Origin of the sequence: Acetobacterium sp., from assembly GCF_039830195.1 — a bacterium.
GTDB lineage: Bacteria > Bacillota > Clostridia > Eubacteriales > Eubacteriaceae > Acetobacterium.
In genome coordinates this window covers 27,320-46,794 of the sequence record NZ_JBDODG010000013.1, presented here as the reverse complement: position 1 = coordinate 46,794, position 19,475 = coordinate 27,320, and the positions used below count along the sequence as shown (strand labels likewise).

Below are 19,475 nucleotides of genomic sequence, written 5' to 3'. Positions count from 1 at the left end.
AAGTGGCTGTGGTACAATGGTATATTATGATCCTTACTAAAAAAACTAAGAGTAAACGAAAAAATCGAATGAAATGAAGTGAAGTTTTAGATGTTTAAAGAAATTGCACACACGAAAATATATTTGCAGATCCTCGAGCAAATTAAAGAAAATATTATTAGAGGAAATTTAAAAAGCGGCGACCGGCTGCCCTCGGAACGGCAATGGGCGGAACAGCTGGGGGTTTCCCGGGCGACGATCCGGGAGGCGATCCGGGCCCTGGAGATGATTGGGCTGGTGGTCTGTCAGCAGGGCGAAGGCAATTTTATTGCCGAAAATTTTGAAGATACCCTGACCCAGCCGCTGACGATTATGTTCTGGCTCAGCAAAGGCGAATTAAGAGAGGTCCAGGAACTGCGGCGAGCGCTGGAAACCGAAGCGGCTAAATTGGCGGCCAAAAAAATGACGCCGGAGCGGTTTGCCAGTCTGAAAAAAATCTGTGATGCCATTGAAACCGAAACCGATGAGTCGGTCCGGGCCGAACTGGACAAGCGCTTCCATTATGAAATTGCCCTGGCCTCAGAAAACAAGATGATACATAACGTCCTGCTGTCATCGGCCACCCTGATCGAAGCCCTGATCAAGGATATCCGAATTGCCATTCTCGACGATACCCAACGGGGACCAATTATCGATCAACAGCACCGCAAAATCTTGAACGCTCTCGGCAACAAAGAACAGCTCAACGCCGCCTTTGCGATGTCCCAGCACATGGATCTGATTGATGGCTTTGTGGCCGGCCTGAAGATTGATGAAAATTAAAAAAGGATTTTATCTTATTTTAGGGTGTCTCAGTCTGGCACTTGGAGCAATTGGAGCGATTTTGCCAATGCTGCCCTGCGCACCCTTTTTACTCCTGGCTGCCTTTTGCTTTACCAAAAGTTCTGACCGCCTGCATGCCTGGTTTATGCAAACAAAGCTGTACCAGAATAATCTGGAATCCCTGGTTAAAGGCCAGGGAATGACAAAGAAGGCCAAATTACGGATCATTTCAATCGTGACCATTACCATGCTATTCGGTTTTATCATGATGAGGGCGACGACAATTGGACGGGTGGTTTTAATCTTCGTCTGGATCTGTCATCTGCTTTACTTTGTGTTTGGAGTCAAAACCATGGATGAAAAAGATCTTGTCAATGATAACAAAAGCCAGACGATGTGATACAATTCACCATCGTCTGGCTTTTTAATTTATAAATTTTTTCAGAAAAAGCAAAAATAATTTATTTAAGGGCCTGATATTGAGTCAGGAATTGCTTTAAAACCGTCTCAATCATTGCGCAACCGCCGACCGAATCGGATTCGATATTGAGTGGCATAATCGGGTCATGGAGGGACATTCGCAGCAGACACCAGCCGTTGCCGGCGCTGGCGTCACAGCTGACCCGGACCCCTTCATAGTTGGGACTGACCACGGTCCAGCCGGGTTGGCTGGCGGCGAATTGGGCAAATTCGGCCAACACCGTTTCACCATAAGACTTAAAGTCCGCAGTGGTAATCTTGAGGCGGATTTCTTTGGCCTCAGCCGGTTCTTTGAGTCCGGCCAGAAACGAACTGATCGGCTGGCCGGCCTTAAACAGTTCGGCAAACTTGATCAGCGCCATGGTGACCAGATAGGCGCCGTCATCGAGAAAATAGTTTTCTTTGATGGCTCCGTGACCGCTGGTTTCCATCGCCAGATGGGTTTCGATACCGGCGTTATTTAAGCGAATCGCTTCGTTAATGACATTTTTATAGCCCCGTTTAAAGCGATGGTGCTGCCCGCCGCGGCTTTCAATATACTCGGTTAACCCGGTGGACGTAATCGAATCGGTAACGATTGTCGAGCCCGGATAATCGGTCAACAGCATGCTGGCAATAAAGGCGATAAATCCATTGCGATTGATGGCCTGGCCCTGTTCGTCGATAATCGCCGCCCGGTCGACGTCGGTATCAAAGATGATCCCCAGATCGGCCTGGTTGTCCAACACCGCTTTGGTGATATGGGCGATGGCGACGGCATCTTCCGGGTTGGGCACGTGGTTGGGAAAATTACCGTCGGGGTCCAGATACTGGCTGCCGGTGGTGTCAGCCCCTAACGGCTTTAGCACCTGGTCAACAAAAAATCCGCCGGCTCCATTACCGGCATCAACCACAATTCTGGCGCCGGTCAGCGGCTGCTCGGTGCCGGTTTTGGCCCGGATAATATTTAAAATATTCTCGGAATAGCTGGGCAGAAAATCATCGTCCAGCGCTTGTCCGCCCGGGGTAAAGCCGGTTTCAATGGTCTCGGCCAGTTCCAGAATAGCGCTGATATCCTCTTTATTAAGGCCGCCGTCACGGGTAAAAAACTTCAGCCCATTGCGGTTGAAGGGCAGATGACTGGCAGTCACCATCACCGCCCCATCGGCTTGTAGGACCGGATCGATGGTGGTCATAAACATCGCCGGGGTGGTGGCAATGCCGCATTGATAGACCTTGTTCCCCTTACTGACCAGCCCCAACGCCACCGCCTGAGCCAGATGGGGTCCGGACAGCCGGCTGTCTCGGCCGATGGCAAAGGTTAACGGGGTTTTCCCGAGCTTTTTCTCCAGCCAGGTGGCAAAGGCAAAGGCAATTTTCATCGCCATGTCCTGAGTAAAATTAACTTCCTCACCGGGAATCCCCTCAAGGGCAACCCCCCGGACATCGGAGCCATTCTGTAATTTTCTGATATCTTTAATTTCCATTTATTGTTAATCTCCTGGTAATGAATCACGTACTATGAACGGAACGTTTAAGTTATTCTGTACTGGTTGAGCGAAACCTCGAGTACTAGGCGGATTAATTTATTCAAGGCCGCCGCGTATAATTAATACGCAAGGATTTGAATAAATTGATCCAACGACGTAATCGGGCATTTTAGCCAACCAGAGACGAGCACATTACCGCTTTGATCGTATGCATCCGATTCTCAGCCTCGTCAAAGACCTTGGAATGTACACTGCGGAAAACCTCATCGGTGACTTCCATTTCGGTTAGCCCGAACTTCTCTTTGACTTCCCGGGCGACGACTGTTTCCTGGTCATGGAAGGCTGGTAAACAATGAAGGAAGATCACCTCATCATTGCCCGTTGCTTTAATCATCTCCATATTAACCTGGTATGGCGACAACAGTTTGATCCGCTCGGCCATCTGATCTTCTTCACCCATCGAGACCCAGACGTCAGTATAAATGACGTCGGCATCCTTGACGCCAGCTTTGATATCGGCAGTCAGGGTAATGGTTCCCCCGGTTGTTTCACAAAGGGTTTTCATTTCGGCCACTAACGCCTCTTCCGGGAACAGCGATTCAGGGGCCACCGCCACAAAATGCATCCCCAGTTTGGCACAGCCGATCATCAGAGCATTGCCCATATTGTTACGGGCATCCCCGACATATACCAGCCGTCGGCCTTTGACGATGCCAAAGTTTTCCTGGATGGTCAGCATATCGGCCAGAATTTGGGTCGGGTGATCTAAATCGGTTAAGCCGTTCCAGACTGGTACCCCGGAATGTTCGGCCAGCATTTCGACGGTCTGCTGTTCAAAGCCGCGGAACTCAATGCCATCATAAAAACGGCCCAGAACGATGGCGGTATCCTCAATCGATTCCTTTTTGCCCATTTGACTGTTGGTTAAAAAGGTGACGTTAGCCCCTTCGTCAAAGGCCGCCACTTCAAAGGCGCAACGGGTTCGGGTTGACGTTTTTTCAAAAATCAGCACAATATTTTTGCCTTTGAGCAGATCACCCACCACCCCTGATTTTTTCTTGGCTTTCAGTTCGGCGGCGTAGTCGATCAGATACTGTATTTCCTCTGGGGTAAAATCCTTTAATGTCAACAAATGACGTCCTTTTAAATTCACAATGCTTCCTCCGTTTATCTCTTGTTAAGTTTATTTTAACTGATTGTTGATACCTTTAGCAAGGTAACATTCTCTTGAAATTAGATTGATCGTTATTACCTAAGTCCCGTGAGCTTCGCTGCCGGTTTGCGCGAAACAATTTCTACACTGTACGTCGGACAGGCTCTCGCCTGTTCGCCTACACGTTACAAAATTGTTTGCGGAAACCGACATCAAAGCAACTTTTGTTCGAATCTATTTAATTTGTGCTTACCAGACAAGCGGCGAAATCAAAACCCGTCCCGATAGAGGGGCATGGTCATGCAGCGGGGACCGCCCCGGCCACGGACCAGTTCGGATGCTTCGATGCCGATGACTTCGATACCGTTTTGACTGAGCACCTCATTGGACTTCTCATTCCGGGCATAGGCGACGATGACCCCCGGAGCAATTGCCAGGGTGTTGGTGCTGTCGTTCCATTGTTCCCGGGCCGCGGCAACCGGGTTGCCGCCGCCACTCTCAATCAGGTTAATGGCTGGTAAACCAAGCACTGATTTAAGGGCTTCTTTGAGGCTGTCTTTGCGCTCATAATGAAGATAGTCTTTTTTGCCGGGCGTCATGATGACCGTTTCCACCTGTTCCAGAATCCCCGGGTAGACAATGAATTTATCCACGTCGACCATCGTAAAAACGGTATCCAGATGCATAAAGGCGCGGTTGCTGGGGATTTTCACGGCCAGCACCTTTTCGATGCCGAGATCGGCATTAAAGAGGTTTTTAGCCAGTTCCTCAACCCCCTGAACCTCGGTCCGTTCGCTGCAACCGACAGCCACCACCGTCGGGCTTAAAATCAGGATATCGCCGCCTTCAACTGAAAAGAAGTTGGTATCCTGGTAAAAGGTTTTATTACCACAGCTGGCAAACAGCGGATGATGCTCATAAATCGCGGACATATAGCGGCTTTCCCGTTTTCGGGTACGGGTGGCCATGGCGGAAATACACATCCCGTCATGAATGGTCACGGCCGGGTCCCGCATAAAATATAAATTCGGCAGCGGGTTTAAATAAAAAGCGTAGGGTTCCGGGCCTTTTAAGTAATCGGTCAGGACCAGATGCCGTTCCATATGGCCCAGTTCTTTTTGCAGCACTCCGGCAATCAGGGCATCACCCAGGGCATTGCTGTCCAGTGACATCAGATATTCATTTAAGAAACCATCGATGTAGTTCCCCGATGAGGGATTTTTGTCAATCACTTCGGCAATGATACTCTCCCGGACGGCGGTGGACTTTAACACATCTTTTAATAAATCCTCCACATAAAACACCTCGGCGCCCCGTTTTCTGAGGATCGCCGCAAAGGCATCGTGCTCCTCCTGCATCCGGGCCAGCCAGGGGATATCCTCAAACAACAACTCCTTCAGTGAGTCCGGAACAATCCGCTCCAGTTCTTTGCCCGGTCGATGGACCAGGACCTTTTTCAGGGTGCCAATTTCAGATTCTATTTTTAAGTTCTTAGTATTCATATTTATCTCCAATTTTTTCAATACCCGGTTATTATACCATCGGTTTCATAAAAAACCTACCATTAAAGACAACAAAAAAAGAAGAACCTGAGTCCTTCTCCTAATGTGGAACTTTTTATCTTGTCGTTATGAAACTAACAGTGCACCATCAGCTTCATTCTCATCTAGTAATACAATTTTTACGCTTTGAGTTAAGAGATCGGAATAACTAAAAGACAATTTTTGTTCTTTTCGTTGATCCTCTTGAACTCGTACAGTAAAAATACTGGGATAAGTGCTTTCAATTACCCCTTCTTTTTGGTAGAGTTTCTTCTTGCTTTTATGTGCTTCAAGTTTGACTCGTCTGCCCAAATAATTTTCCACCTCGCGTCTAATGTCCATAATGGTTGCTTTTGGCATGAACTTCACCTCTCTGTGGTTTTCTCTACGTCAGTATACCACAGATTTTTGGAAAAGTAAAATTTTTTATTATAACAAGACCTGCTTTTTTTGTCAACATGTAATTCTGATTTTCGTTTACATCTTGTTCAACGTTTACATTTCTTAAGTTTTCTGATTCTAACTTCCTTGAATTTTAGCCGTCGTCGCTGATCAGTGTTTTTTCTTTGGTGCATTCGGATCCGGGTTGGGTGTTTCGTTAAACAGCGAATACATTTCCCTACCGTAGCGCAGGGCATCGACAATCCGCATCGGGTTGTGCAACCAGATGGCGTCATCCAGCTTGGTCAGCACTTCAAAGGATTCAAATCCCCAGGTGCATAAAACCGGCAGCATTCCCGCTCTCACGGCGGTTTCATAGTCAACGGTAGAATCACCGACATACAGACATTGCTGAGGTTTCAGGCCCATTTTAGCGACCAGTTCCAGGGTTACCGCCGGATTCGGTTTTCTCAGCGCGTCTTTGGTAAAGCCCTGCACATCGACATATTCATAATCGTCAAATAACGCATTGACCAGTGATTTTGCGGCAATATCCGGTTTGTTGGTACAAACACTCCAGGGAATGTCGTTGGCCTTTAAATAGTCCAGCAATTTCGTAATTCCCGGATAGGGTTTGGTTTTCTTGCGATAATTAACAGAATACTCCGCTGAGACCATTTCTGTCAGTCGGTCCACAAACGCTTCATCATCCCGATATTTTTCCGGCAGGGCATCCCGGGTCAGATTTCTCAACCCTCTGCCGATGAGTTTTTTACCCTCATCATAGGAATGGATCGGAAATTGATGATATTTCATAATCTCATTGACCGAATCGATCAGGTCTTCCAGTGAATTGACCAGGGTGCCGTCCAGATCAAAGATAATCCCCTTATACTTATGCATGACGTCCTCCTCTTCTGCGATTGCATGTTTTTTTATTATTATACCCCATTTTTTGAATAAATTTTGTTTTTTTAACAGCTTTGGATTATAATAAGATTATTCTTTTCTCTGGAGGTAATATTTTGGGTTATAAGGAAGATAATTATCTGAATCTCAGTAAATCTTTAATTAAAAAACTTGAAAAACGAAATTTTAAAGGCTACTATTGCCAAACTGCCCAGGAGGCGCTGGAACTGGCCTTGTCACTGATTCCCGGTGGGGCCAGCGTGACCCATGGCGGTTCAGAATCGATCAAGGAAATTGGTCTCCTTGATGCGGTTAAGAATGGCGATTATCAATATATTGACCGCAGTCTGGCGAAAACTGCCCAGGAAAAACGAGAGGTAGTGGCCCAGGGCGTCCTGGCTCACACCTTTATTACCGGCACTAATGCCATCACCATGGATGGCGAACTGGTCAATGTCGATGGCATCAGTAACCGGGTCGCGCTGATGTGTTTTGGTCCGGAGCAGGTGATTGTCATTGCCGGGATCAACAAGGTGGTGGCCAATACCGATGCCGGCGTTTATCGGGCCCAGAATATTGCCGCACCGGTGAATGCCATTCGCTTAAGTGCTAAAACCCCCTGTTATGACACCGGAAACTGTGCCCAATGTCATGCCGATGACTGTATGTGCGCCAATATCGTGATCACCCGACACAGCCGCGTCGCGGACCGGATCAAGGTGATTCTGGTGGGAGAAAATATTGGCTACTGAGATGACGACTGAAGCGAATACCCTGAATGCTTTAAAACAAGCTTTTTCGGTTTATCCTCAAAGCATCAAAACCGAACCGCGGGTGGCATATGCCGGCACCCGCGGTTCTTATGGCGAAGCCGCCAGCCTGGCGTTTTTTAAACCGGATTGTGAACTGTTTGCCTATAAAACATTTGAGGATGTTTTTGTAGCCCTCAGTCAGGGCTTTATCGATTACGGCGTGCTGCCGATTGAAAACTCATCGACCGGGTCGATTGCTGCCGTTTATGACCTGCTGTCCCGCTATCAGTATTATATTGTCGGCGAAGAAGAGATCAAAGCCCGGCACTGTCTACTGGCTCCCAAAGGCGCCAGTTTGGAGACGATCACCGAGGTTTATTCCCATCCTCAGGGCTTTTCCCAGTCCGAGGAATTTCTTAAAGACTATCCGGACTGGAAATGTATTCCTTACTTCAATACTGCCATCGCCGCCGAATATGTGGCTGAGCAAAATGACCCGACCATGGCCGCCATTGCCAGCAAGCGGGCCGGCGAAATCTATGACCTGGAAGTCCTGGCCGAAGACATCAACTTCTCCCAAACCAACGTGACCCGCTTTGTCGTTATTTCCCGGGAGATCGAACTGTTTGAAAATCCCAGCCGGGTCAGCATTGCCTTTCGGCTGCCCCACCGTCCCGGCGCACTGTACGAAATCATCGGGATCTTTTCGGTATTTTCACTCAACCTATGCAAGATCGAATCCCGGCCACTGTTAAAAGAGAATTGGGAGTACCTGTTTTTCATCGACTTCACCGGCAATATTTCCCAGAACACCCTGGTCAACCTGCTGCCGATCATTCAGGAAAAGGCCGAGTATTTTCAGTTTCTGGGCTATTATCCGCAGTTTGAAGCCGAGTAATCACGACAAAATAACCCCCGACAAAGCATTGATATGCTTTATCGGGGGCTGTTTTTTTGCTTATTTATGTGTTTTTTCTCGCTATTTCTTCGCCAGTTCAATCCAGGTATCATGACCATTTAAATTAAACATTTCGCCGACACCGGCTTTTACGGTAATCGTATCAGCCAGGGTTTCGGTTTTGATAAAATCAGTATAGATTTCAATCGCCCGAGCCATCGCTTCATCACTGCTGTAGCTGATGTCGATGCGGTCCATGACTTCATAGCCGTTGGATTTTCGCAGTTGCTGAATCCGCGACACAAATTCCCGGGCACAGCCTTCATCCAATAGATCCTGATCTAAGCTGGTATCGAGGATGATAAACTTGTTGTTGAACATCTGGACGTTGAAGCCTTCTTTAGCCGAAATCCGGATATCGATGAAATCTTTACGGAGTTCGAGGCTTTCGCCATCCAGCTCAATCACAAAGCTGCCGTCAGCTTCCAGCTTGGCCACAACCTCACTGGCTTCAACTGAGGCCAGGGCTTTGCCCAGCAGTTTGACGTTTTTGCCCAGCACCGGGCCGGCGACCTTGAAGTCTGGTTTTAACGCATAGTTCATAAAATCACCGAGATTATCTTCAAAAGCGACTTTTTTAATATTCAGTTCTTCTTCGATCAGAACACAGAGATCGCCGAGGGTTTCGCGGTATTTGCCATCAACAATAATCTTGGACAGCGGTTGTCGCACCTTGATCTGCGCTTCTTCCCGGGCACCACGGCCGAGACTGACCAGTTCTCTGACCAGATCCATCGGTTCTTCAATGGCATCCTGAATCAGCTCTTCGTTGACGGTGGGATAATCGGCCAGATGAACCGAAACACCATCGGTCAATTTTTGATACAGTTCTTCGGTGATATAAGGGGCAAAGGGAGCACACAGGCGAACCACCCCTTCCAATACTTCCCAGGTGGTATTGTAAACGGCTTTTTTATCTTCCGTCAGCTCGGTTCCCCAGAAACGGCGACGGTTGCGACGGATATACCAGTTGGATAAATCTTCGTTGACAAAGTTCTGGATTTTCTTGACCGCTTTAGTTAAATCAAAAACTTCCATTTCTTCGCGAACTTCTTTGACCAGGCGATTATATTTGGACAAGATCCAGGCATCGATTTCGGGCCGCTTGGCATAAGGCACAAAAAACTCGCGGGGATCGATGTTGTCGGTATTGGCATAAAGGGCAAAGAAATGATAGGTATTTTTCAGGGTGTTAAAGAATTTACTTTGGACCTCTTTGATCCCCTTAACATCAAAACGGGTCGGGGTCCAGGCTGGTGATACATAGAGCAGATACCAGCGCAGGGCATCAGCCCCATATTCTTCAAACATTTCAAAAGGATTAACGGTGTTACCCTTGGTTTTGGACATTTTCTGTCCTTCAGCATCGAGAATCAGGTCATTGACTAAGACCTTTTTGTAAGGCGCTTTGCCGGTCACAAATGATGAAATTGCCAGCAATGAATAGAACCAGCCGCGGGTTTGATCAATCCCCTCGCAGATGAAATCAGCCGGGAACTGTTCTTCCCACAGTTCTTTATTTTCAAACGGGTAGTGATGTTGGGCAAAGGGCATCGAGCCGGAATCAAACCAGCAGTCGATAACGTCTTTGACCCGGGTCATCGTTTTGCCGCAATCGGGACAGGTGAAATGGACATCATCGACATAAGGGCGATGCAGCTCAATACTTTCATCGATATCCTCAATCGCGCGGTCCACCAGTTCTTTGCGGGAACCGACGGTTTCCAGTTTACCGCAATCGTCACAGCGCCACACCGGCAGCGGTGTTCCCCAGTAACGGCTGCGCGAGATGGCCCAGTCGTTGAGGTTTTCCAGCCAATTGCCGAAACGTTTTTCACCGACAAAATCCGGGTACCATTCGACGCCGTTATTGTTTGCGATCAGGGTATCTTTAATCTTGGTCATTTCCAGATACCAGCTTGGTTTGGCATAATATAGCAGCGGAGTCTTGCAGCGCCAGCAATGCGGATAATTATGCAGCACCTTTTCTTTTTTGAACAGTTTGCCTTCGGCTTTTAACCATTTGATGATATCAAGATCGGCATCGATGACAAATTGTCCCTTCCAGGGGGTGTCGGTATATTTTCCGTCTTCAGCCACCGGTTGCAGCACCGGCAGATTGTACGCCCGGCCAACCTTGTAGTCATCTTCCCCAAAAGCAGGAGCGATATGAACAATCCCGGTCCCGTCTTCGGTGGTGACATAATCGGCACAGGTAACAAAAAAGGCTTTTTTATCGGGCGTCACAAACGGCATTAGCTGCTCATACTCGACGTATTCCAGGGCTGATCCCTTCATTTCTTCGAGAATTTCGTAGTCCTCGCCCAGTAATTTGGGCGCCAGCACCTTGGCACAGATATAGACTTCATCATTGCTGCGGGCTTTGATGTAATCGGCATCGGGATGAACGGCCAGGGCCACATTGGCGGCCAGAGTCCAGGGGGTGGTGGTCCAGACTAAAAAGTATTCGTCGGCATCCTTGCGTTTAAATGCGGCGACGACGGTATTGCTTTTAATTTCCTGATAGCCCTGGGCAACCTCATGGGAGGCCAGACCGGTACCACAACGGGGGCAATAGGGCATGATCTTGTGACCTTCATAGAGAAAGCCTTCTTTATTAAACTTATCGAGAATCCACCAGACGGTTTCAATATAATTATTATCCAAAGTGATGTAGGGATCTTCCATGTCAATGAAATAACCCATTTTGCGGCTCATTTCCTTCCACTGTCCTTCATAATTGAAGACCGATTCCTTACATTTTTCGTTGAACTTATCAATGCCGTAGGCTTCAATTTCCGGTTTGCTGGACAGCCCCAGCTGTTTTTCAACTTCGATTTCCACCGGCAGGCCATGGGTATCCCAACCACCTTTTCGTAGGACCCGGTAACCGTCCATCACCTTGTATTTACAGACGGTGTCTTTCAGGGTCCGGGCCAGCACATGATGGATCCCGGGCCGACCGTTGGCGGTGGGGGGGCCTTCATAAAAGACAAAATTCTCTTTTCCTTCGCGGTTATCAATGGTTTGCTGCAACAGATTCATCGCTTCCCACTGTTGTGAGATCACATCTTCGCGCTCGCCGATTTTTCCCTCTATTAGTGTTTTAAACTGTGCCAAATTTCTACCTCCATTAAGTCTCTCTGAGTTATTCTCTTAGTTAAATTCTCTTAGTTAATTAAGTGCTTGATAGTAAATGCTCCGAATTAATTGCGTTATCCAAATGCGCTCATTGCTTCTTGAATAAATTAAATACTTTTACACCACTGTTCCCCAATAAATGCGCGACCCGTTCCGGTCAAACATAACCGCATCAACAAAAAAACGTCCCCTGAAAAATCAAGGGACGAAAAATCGCGGTACCACCCAAGTTGGCAGAAAACTGCCCACTCTCTGAAGTTAACGATTCCCCGGGGTTTCCTAATCTGGTTTAAGCGATGGCTAACCAGCCTTCAGAAATCCTGTTCAAAGGTGATCTCTCTGAGGTGTCTTTTAATAATCTTTCACCAAAATGATTATCTCTCTGATAAAGCCTTCCCCACAGCGTCCTTGTCCTGACATTTATGTTCTTATTTATAACTATTTAAAAGTAAAAAGGTCTGTTTTATATTCTATCCAATATCCTTAATAAAATCAAGTTTTTTGAAATCTTTATTCTAAAAATTAAGATTCTCGGTTATAATGAGATAATCATCCAATTCGTAATCAGCTCAGAACATTGAGAAAAGCTGTGAGTTTCATGTACTGTTTCTCAATCACCTGCTGATTGCATCCAAAGGAGTTATTTATGAAAATACGTTATGTCGTTCTTTCGGTTTTACTCATTGGGGTTCTTATTGTCGGCGCTGTCTTTATCATGCCAAAGCTGATCAGCGATGAAGCAAGCACCACCAATGAAGCCAGTAACAGCAGTAGCACCACCGCGGTAACCAAACAGCCCGAGCCGATCAAGAATAATCAACCCGATACAACCGCCACCACCACGATTACGGTGCCGTCGGAAATGCAGACTGTCATTGAGGAAAATACTGAAGAAATCTATGTTGACGAAGCCGGTCTTTTAGCTGGCAATTATCCCAGCCAGATGGTCCCGCTTTACGGCGTAACCACTCTTTCTCAGTCCCATCAGATTACCAGTGATTCGGGGCATCCAGGTTGGAAAACTTCCTATGTTTCCGATTATAGCACCGATGAACTTCTTGTTTTTTATCAAGCGCTACTGGCCAGTGCTTCTGATTATTCCGAGGAAGTTATTTCCGAATCAACCCACCTGAAGGGAACCGTCAGCGGTTACAGCATCAGTATTGCAGTTTCGCCCAACAACCCGGAAAAAACCGATCTGCCGGGTAACGCTGCCGTCAGTATTTTTATCGAACAGGTCTAATCGATGGGTTCAGATTTTTAAAAAAATACCTCAATTCAAGACCTTGTTTTGAATTGAAATATGCGCTAATCTTATACTAAGCCAACGGCTCATCGTTGGCTTAGTATTTTTTTAGAATCGAGGACATATGAATGAATGATCAAACCAAAAAAATCACCTATACGGCGTTATTGATGGCCCTGACCTTTGTGATGACATCGCTGGTGAAGATCCCGCTGCCGACGGGTTATATTCATCCCGGTGATGGAGCGGTGCTGTTATCCGCTTATATTTTAGGACCCTGGGGCGGTCTGATTGCCGCCGGGATCGGTTCGGCTAGTGCCGACTACTTCGGTGGCTACAGCGCCTATATGCTGCCCACCTTTATCGCTAAAGGATCGATGGCCTTTATCTTCGGCTATCTGATGAAGCGCTTTCCCGAAAAGAATCTGCTATTCTTTGCTTTCCCCGCCGTCATTGCGATGACCGCTGTTTATTTCGTTTCCGAAGTGATCATGTACGGCAATGTTGCCGGTCCTTTGGTAAACCTGCCCTTCAGTGCCCTTCAAGGTCTGGTTGGGATCGTGCTGGTGACGATTCTGCACAAACCCCTGGAACGCTTTCGCCTGAAACCGGTCAAGTTTTAGGAACCAAAAAAAGACCCGTTGGGTCTTTTTTTATTTGCCCCGTCTTTCGCTGATGGCTTACATGTAGCCCTTCATGGTGTCCAGATATTCTTCGGCGTTGTCGCGGATGCTCTGAATTTCTTCCGGTTTCAACTCCCGGACAACTTTGGCCGGGCTGCCCATGATGAGTGAATTGGGCGGGAAGACCTTACCCTGGGTCACCAGCGAGCCGGCTCCAACAATGGAGTTATCACCAATTTTGGCACCATTGAGGATAATCGCCCCCATCCCGACCAGGACATTATCGCCGATTTCGCAGCCGTGAATAATGGCATTGTGGCCGATGCTTACCCCGGCACCGATGACCGTCGGATAACCTGGAGCCACGTGTACCACCGTCCCATCCTGGATATTGGTCCGATCACCAATGGTGATGCTGTCGACATCCCCCCGGATGACCGCCTGAAACCACACTGAGATAAAATTACCCAGTTTTACCTTTCCCACCACATCGGCACTTTTTGCAATAAAAATGGTTTTACCCAACATCATTTTGTTCACCCCATCTTTTTTCATTTCGATCATTTTTTCTATAATTCGTGATTACATGATACTATTTTCAGGACTTTTTGTAAAGTTATTCCATGATCCCGCCTCTTTATGGTAAAATATCAGCAAAATGAAAACACAAAGGACGAGTCAATGAATATTGCCAGTATTGAAAATCTTAAAAAAACTTACGGGGTGAAAACTCTTTTTAATCAACTCTCATTTTCCATCGCCGATACCGATAAGATCGGGGTGATTGGTGTTAATGGATCGGGGAAAACCTCGCTGCTGCGGATCATTGGAAACCTCGATAGCCCGGATGCCGGCGAGGTTAAGTTTTTCGGCACCAAGCGAGTCGAAATTCTGTCCCAGGACCCGGATCTTGACCCGGAGACCACGGTGCTTTCCCAGGTCTTTTCGGCCAACTCGCCGGAAATGAACCTGGTCCGGGATTATGAGTCCACCCTGGCCGCCCTGGACGATTCCCCGGAGGATGCCGCCCTGCAAAAGCGGCTACTGTCGCTGTCCCAGCGCATTGATGATGAAAACCTCTGGAATCTGAAATCCCAGGTCGAAACGATCCTCTCGCAGCTGGGCATTCACGACTATCATAAAAAAATCGGCCAGCTTTCCGGCGGGCAGCGCAAACGGGTGGCGATGGCCTCGGCCCTGCTGACCCCCTGCGATCTGCTGATTCTTGACGAGCCCACCAATCACCTTGATAATGACACCATTGCCTGGCTGGAAAATTACCTGTTAAACCGTAAAGGGGCCCTGCTGATGGTTACTCATGACCGCTATTTTCTGGATCGGGTGGTGACCCGAACGATCGAATTGGATAAGGGCCAGCTCTATGAGTATACCGGCAATTACTCCGACTTTTTAGAGCAGAAAGCCAACCGCCGGGAAGCCCAAACCGCCATCGAAGCCAAGCGCCAAAACCTCTATCGCCGCGAGCTGGCCTGGATCCGTCGCGGTGCCCGAGCCCGAACGACCAAACAGAAAGCCCGGATTCAGCGGTTTGACGAGATCAAAGAGCGGGCCACTGACCTTTCTGAAAACCAGATGGAAATTTCGGTGGGCTTTTCCCGTCTGGGTAAAAAAGTCATTGAAATTGAGCATTTAAGTAAATCCTTCGGCCCCCAGAAAATTATCAATGATTTTTCGATGATTCTCGGCCCCAGCGAACGGATTGGGATCATCGGCAAAAACGGTTATGGCAAGTCGACCCTGCTGAACCTGCTGGCCGGAAAACTTAAGCCGGATGGTGGCACCATCACCCTGGGTGATACCGTCAAACTCGGTTATTTTTCCCAGGAATCTGAGGATATGGATTTGAGCCTCCGGGCCATTGATTATATCCGCGAAAAAGCCGAAGTGATGGAAAATTCCCGGGGCGAAACGGTTACGGCCGCCCAGATGATGGAACTGTTTCTGTTTGATAAAAACAGCCAATGGGTTTATATCTCCGAACTTTCTGGTGGCGAACGGCGGCGGCTCTATCTGCTGGGGATTCTGATGATGGCCCCCAATGTGCTGCTGTTTGATGAACCCACCAACGATCTGGACATCGACACCCTGACGATTCTGGAAGCCTACCTGGACGAGTTTCAGGGTTCGGTGCTGACCGTTTCCCATGACCGCTATTTTCTGGACCGCACCTGTGAACAGATTTTTTCCTTCGATGGTAAAGGTCAGATCACCACCCAAACCGGCAATTATTCGGACTATATCAAGAAACATCCCCTGACTGGCCTGGGCCACCGCGACGATACCCCGGAGCAACCGGAGAAAAAAACCGCAGCCCCAGCCATTGAAAAGCCTAAAACCCGCAAACCCGGCCTGACATATAAGGAAAAAAGGGAGCAGGAGGCGTTGCTGCTGGATCTGGAAGCCAAGGATCAGCGGCTGGATTTTGTTACGAAGAAGCTGACCGAAATCACCAAAGACTATACCGTTTTGCAGGAACTGGCTGAAGAAAAGGCGGTTCTGGAAGAAGCACTGCTGGAGATTATGGATCGGCTGGAGACCCTGGAAAATCTCGAAAAAGGGGAATAATCTGGCGGCGCGGGTCAGACCCCAAACAAACCGGTACCGTAATTAAATTTGATTAAATAGGAAGGTAACATATGAAGATTATTTCGTGGAACGTCAACGGCATTCGGGCCGTAGAAAAAAAAGGCTTTGTCTCCTTTATTGAAGCAGCCAATCCGGATATCCTCTGCATTCAGGAAACCAAGGCCCATGACCATCAGTTGGAAGATGCTTTACTCAATATCCCCGGCTATTTTGCCTATTTTCACTCTGGTGAAAAAAAAGGGTACAGCGGTACAGCGGTTTATTACAAACAAAAACCCCTGGCCATCCGCACCGGTTTATCCGACCCGGCCTTCAACAATGAAGGCCGTACCATTATCATGGAATACCCGGATTTTATCCTTTACAATGTCTATTTCCCCAACGGCCAGAAAGACGATGAGCGGCTGAGTTTTAAAATGGACTTCAACCGCTGCATTCAAAATGATGTCCAGGAACTGCTGGCAGCCGGCAAAAACGTCATTGTCTGCGGGGATATTAACATCGCCCATCGCGAAATTGATTTGAAAAATCCCAAGGAAAACTCCAAGCGGTCCGGTTTCCTGCCAGAAGAACGGGCCTGGGTTGATGATTTCCTTGGCATCGGCATGGTCGACAGCTGGCGGGTGCAACATCCCGACGATGTTAAATACAGCTGGTGGTCTTACCGCTTCAATGCCCGGGCCAACAACGCCGGGTGGCGGATCGATTCCTTCTTCGTGTCTGAAAATTTCATGCCCCAGGTAGCGGGCACCGATATCTTAGACGAGGTGATGGGCTCGGATCATTGCCCGATTGTTTTGACCCTGAAATGAAAAAAACACCCATGGGGTGCTTAAAAATGTACATATAGTATCAACGTAGTGCCGACAATTATTAATCTGATTGTACGCATCGGGGCGGACATGGCAGAGCCTGTCCGATCCCGCAGCGAACAATAGATTAAAAATTGGTCGGTACGGTAGTTTAGCAACAACCTCAAGCACCCAGCGGGTGCTTTTTTCTTGTCTTTTTCTAATTCTCAGACTTCAGTTTTAGACGGGCGACGGCTTCTCTAGCCGTATCCCATTCGTTGTAATAGAGGGTTTCGTCTTTCATGATTTCCTGTTTTTCGTGACCTTTGCCGGCCAGCACCAGCACATCGCCGGGGCGACACAGGGTAGCGCCGTAATAGATCCCTTCCTGGCGGAGTTCCACCGTGGCAACCTGATCTGTTTTTTCCCGGACGCCAGCCACCACCGCATTGATGATGTCGATTGGGTTTTCACTGGCGGGATTGTCCGAAGTCACCACCACCATATCGGCATACTCTCCCGCAATCCGGCCCATGATCGGCCGTTTTTCCTTGTCCCGGTCGCCGTTGCAGCCAAAGACCAGAACAATCCGGCCGGTAAATATTTTTCGCACCGACTGGAGCAGCTTTTCCAAGGAATCTGGAGAGTGGGCATAATCGATAATCACATTAAAAGGCGCCTCGAGATCCAGAATTTCCATCCGCCCTTCAACCCCCGGCATCGTCGCCAGGGCCGTCCGGATCACCGCCATGGTTACCCCTTCGGCCACCGCGGCAATAATCGCGGCGATGGCATTATAAACCATAAACTCTCCGGGGATATTTAACCATAATTTTTCTTCCCCGTCCGGTGTAACCAGCGTAAAGTCAGTTCCTTTAGCGCCAAAGATCAGGTCTCTGGCGTAATAGTCATGGCCCGGATTCATGCCATAGGTGAGCACCGGTACACTCGTTTTTTCTTTTAAGATATCGCACAGCTTCCGACCCCAGGGGTCATCGCCATTGATAATGTTGGCTTTTTGGGCCTGAAAAAAGAGCTTGGCTTTGGCCTCAAAATAATTTTCAAAGGTCTTATGATAATCGAGATGATCCTGAGTCAGGTTGGTGAAGATGCCGTAATCAAAATCTACCCCATTGACCCGATCCAGAGCCAGACCGTGGGAGGAAACTTCCATAAATAAGTGGGTACAGCCCCGCTCCTTCATTTCGTTGATAATCTCCTGGACTTCCAGGGATTCCGGGGTGGTGCGGCCGCGATTATCAACCACCTGATCGCCAATCAGATTATGGATGGTACCGATCAGTCCACATTTTTTGCCCTCTGTTTCAAAAATATGTTTAAGCATATAGGTCAGCGAGGTTTTGCCATTGGTTCCGGTAATACCGGTTACCACCATCGACGCCGAGGGTTTTCCATAAAAATAGCTCCCCAGAATCCCCAGGGCATGGCGGGAATCCCCGACTTTGATGTAACTTACTCCGGCCTGATAGTCAGTCAGGTCATCCTGATGGACCACCGCCACGGCGCCCTGGCTGATGGCCTTGCCGATGTATTGATGACCGTCAGTGACATATCCGGGGATGGCGACAAACAGACTGCCCGGGACCACTTCCCGGGAATTATAGCAAATCTTATTTATATCACAATCAGGCTGATTATTTCTGATTTCAATTATCCTTAGTTCGTTTAATAGTTTTTCCAGTTTCATCGATTTTCCTCTCTGTTGTTAAACTGCGTTATAAACACTTTTATTATTATACTGTTTTCCAAATTATCTGTCTAGCTGTGTTGGCTGTCATGTTTCAAACATAGCACAGATTGTCGACACTATTTTTGTAAAATAAAAAAAGAGACACTATTCGTATCTCCCGATTAAGTCGCCGCAACCGTGATCCCTGTCGGATTTTTACATTGTAAACATATTGGTACAGGATGCCACGGCACATTCCACTCCGAAATCATCCTTGGTTACTTCTGCGCCGGGTTCAATCACGACCACCCGATGATCCCACGCCAGCGAAAGAAACATTTCCAGCAGCTCTACATCCCCCTGGGTAATAATAAAATCTAATTTCAGGACCTGACTCAAATGCCGGGCACAATGGATCCAATCTTCCAGATTATAGGCGCCAGAATCGATCATCATCAGGGACTTGTAATTTTTAAACATAATCCCCATGATCATCTCGGCCCGTTTGGGACCATATTTATTAATGGCATAGTGATACTCTTCTTTTAAGGACTTTTTCCCCATCATCCACCCTTTGGTTATAAAATAGGTTTCACCCCGAATGGATTTGAGTTTCTCTTTATTATGAAGCAGAATCTGGATACAATCTTCGGAGCGCAACAAGGCCAGTCTGGCATGATCACTTCGCAATCCGATCAGTGCTTTGCCACAATTTCCATAACCCAAAAGAATGGTGTCATATTCCTGATGGCTGTCAATCACTTTTTGCAGTTCCTGGTTTAACATGTCCGGGTTGTTATGAAGTTCTGCACTCATCCAAATGGTATCATAATTGATGCCGGTATTCTTCATCGCTAAGCTCATCTCGTCCTGAATCATTCCACACGCAATCAGTAAGATACTTTCTTTCATCCCATACCTCAGTTATTCAAA

General features: G+C 47.7%; 17 protein-coding genes. 8 read left to right on the top strand and 9 right to left on the bottom strand.

Annotation, left to right across the window (positions count from 1 at the left end; genetic code table 11):
* Positions 1-90 precede the first annotated feature (90 nt).
* Positions 91-801: a FadR/GntR family transcriptional regulator gene (locus ABGU93_RS05390; protein WP_347412461.1), complete on the top strand. Its 711-nt coding sequence runs from the start codon at positions 91-93 to the stop codon at positions 799-801.
* The gene (locus ABGU93_RS05385) at positions 791-1,201 is read left to right on the top strand and encodes a YbaN family protein (protein ID WP_347412460.1); all 411 of its coding nucleotides are present in this window, start codon (positions 791-793) and stop codon (positions 1,199-1,201) included. Before ABGU93_RS05390 ends, ABGU93_RS05385 begins: the two co-directional genes overlap by 11 nt.
* A 61-nt stretch (positions 1,202-1,262) precedes the next feature.
* On the opposite strand, the gene ABGU93_RS05380 is transcribed toward ABGU93_RS05385, so the two are convergent.
* The 5 genes from ABGU93_RS05380 to ABGU93_RS05360 all read right to left on the bottom strand — a co-directional run bounded on the left by ABGU93_RS05380 (position 1,263) and on the right by ABGU93_RS05360 (position 6,728).
* Complete coding sequence (locus tag ABGU93_RS05380) at positions 1,263-2,747, bottom strand: phosphomannomutase/phosphoglucomutase (RefSeq protein ID WP_347412459.1); 1,485 nt, start codon at positions 2,745-2,747, stop codon at positions 1,263-1,265.
* A 172-nt stretch (positions 2,748-2,919) separates the two neighbouring features.
* Positions 2,920-3,903: an ornithine carbamoyltransferase gene (gene argF, locus ABGU93_RS05375; protein ID WP_347412458.1), complete on the bottom strand. Its 984-nt coding sequence runs from the start codon at positions 3,901-3,903 to the stop codon at positions 2,920-2,922.
* 269 nt (positions 3,904-4,172) lie between these two features.
* On the bottom strand, positions 4,173-5,405 hold the full coding sequence (locus tag ABGU93_RS05370; protein ID WP_347412457.1) for an arginine deiminase: 1,233 nt from the start codon (positions 5,403-5,405) through the stop codon (positions 4,173-4,175).
* 126 nt (positions 5,406-5,531) lie between these two features.
* Entirely contained in the window at positions 5,532-5,804 is a 273-nt protein-coding gene (locus ABGU93_RS05365; protein WP_026395084.1) for a Veg family protein, read from the bottom strand.
* 192 nt (positions 5,805-5,996) lie between these two features.
* On the bottom strand, positions 5,997-6,728 hold the full coding sequence (locus tag ABGU93_RS05360) for an HAD family hydrolase (RefSeq protein ID WP_347412456.1): 732 nt from the start codon (positions 6,726-6,728) through the stop codon (positions 5,997-5,999).
* 122 nt (positions 6,729-6,850) lie between these two features.
* Here ABGU93_RS05360 and ABGU93_RS05355 point away from each other — a divergent pair, with 122 nt between their 5' ends.
* Together ABGU93_RS05355 and pheA are read left to right on the top strand one after the other, a co-directional pair.
* A complete protein-coding gene (locus ABGU93_RS05355) occupies positions 6,851-7,486 on the top strand; it encodes a lactate utilization protein (RefSeq protein ID WP_347412455.1) in 636 nt (211 codons plus the stop codon).
* Entirely contained in the window at positions 7,476-8,384 is a 909-nt protein-coding gene (gene pheA / locus ABGU93_RS05350) for a prephenate dehydratase (protein ID WP_347412454.1), read from the top strand. The genes ABGU93_RS05355 and pheA overlap by 11 nt, the downstream gene beginning before the upstream one ends.
* Positions 8,385-8,465: 81 nt before the next feature.
* On the opposite strand, the gene ileS is transcribed toward pheA, so the two are convergent.
* Positions 8,466-11,564 carry an isoleucine--tRNA ligase gene (gene ileS / locus ABGU93_RS05345; RefSeq protein ID WP_347412453.1) on the bottom strand — a complete coding sequence of 1,033 codons (3,099 nt, stop codon included), beginning with the start codon at positions 11,562-11,564 and terminating at the stop codon, positions 8,466-8,468.
* A 667-nt stretch (positions 11,565-12,231) separates the two neighbouring features.
* Between ileS and ABGU93_RS05340 the strand changes: the two genes are divergently transcribed.
* Together ABGU93_RS05340 and ABGU93_RS05335 are read left to right on the top strand one after the other, a co-directional pair.
* Complete coding sequence (locus ABGU93_RS05340) at positions 12,232-12,828, top strand: hypothetical protein (RefSeq protein WP_347412452.1); 597 nt, start codon at positions 12,232-12,234, stop codon at positions 12,826-12,828.
* A gap of 131 nt (positions 12,829-12,959) precedes the next feature.
* Positions 12,960-13,454: an ECF transporter S component gene (locus ABGU93_RS05335; RefSeq protein WP_347412451.1), complete on the top strand. Its 495-nt coding sequence runs from the start codon at positions 12,960-12,962 to the stop codon at positions 13,452-13,454.
* A gap of 57 nt (positions 13,455-13,511) precedes the next feature.
* Here ABGU93_RS05335 and ABGU93_RS05330 read toward each other — a convergent pair whose 3' ends face one another.
* A complete protein-coding gene (locus ABGU93_RS05330; RefSeq protein WP_347412450.1) occupies positions 13,512-14,018 on the bottom strand; it encodes a gamma carbonic anhydrase family protein in 507 nt (168 codons plus the stop codon).
* Positions 14,019-14,135: 117 nt separating this feature from the next.
* On the opposite strand from ABGU93_RS05330, the gene ABGU93_RS05325 reads away from it, so the two are divergent.
* Positions 14,136-16,040, top strand: a complete 1,905-nt coding sequence (locus ABGU93_RS05325) for an ABC-F family ATP-binding cassette domain-containing protein (RefSeq protein ID WP_347412449.1) — start codon at positions 14,136-14,138, stop codon at positions 16,038-16,040.
* Between the two features lie 71 nt (positions 16,041-16,111).
* Positions 16,112-16,873 carry an exodeoxyribonuclease III gene (locus ABGU93_RS05320; protein WP_347412448.1) on the top strand — a complete coding sequence of 254 codons (762 nt, stop codon included), beginning with the start codon at positions 16,112-16,114 and terminating at the stop codon, positions 16,871-16,873.
* Between the two features lie 199 nt (positions 16,874-17,072).
* Here ABGU93_RS05320 and ABGU93_RS05315 read toward each other — a convergent pair whose 3' ends face one another.
* Together ABGU93_RS05315 and ABGU93_RS05310 are read right to left on the bottom strand one after the other, a co-directional pair.
* On the bottom strand, positions 17,073-18,560 hold the full coding sequence (locus tag ABGU93_RS05315) for a UDP-N-acetylmuramoyl-L-alanyl-D-glutamate--2,6-diaminopimelate ligase (protein ID WP_347412447.1): 1,488 nt from the start codon (positions 18,558-18,560) through the stop codon (positions 17,073-17,075).
* A gap of 198 nt (positions 18,561-18,758) precedes the next feature.
* Positions 18,759-19,454: a DUF1638 domain-containing protein gene (locus ABGU93_RS05310; protein ID WP_347412446.1), complete on the bottom strand. Its 696-nt coding sequence runs from the start codon at positions 19,452-19,454 to the stop codon at positions 18,759-18,761.
* Positions 19,455-19,475 lie beyond the last annotated feature (21 nt).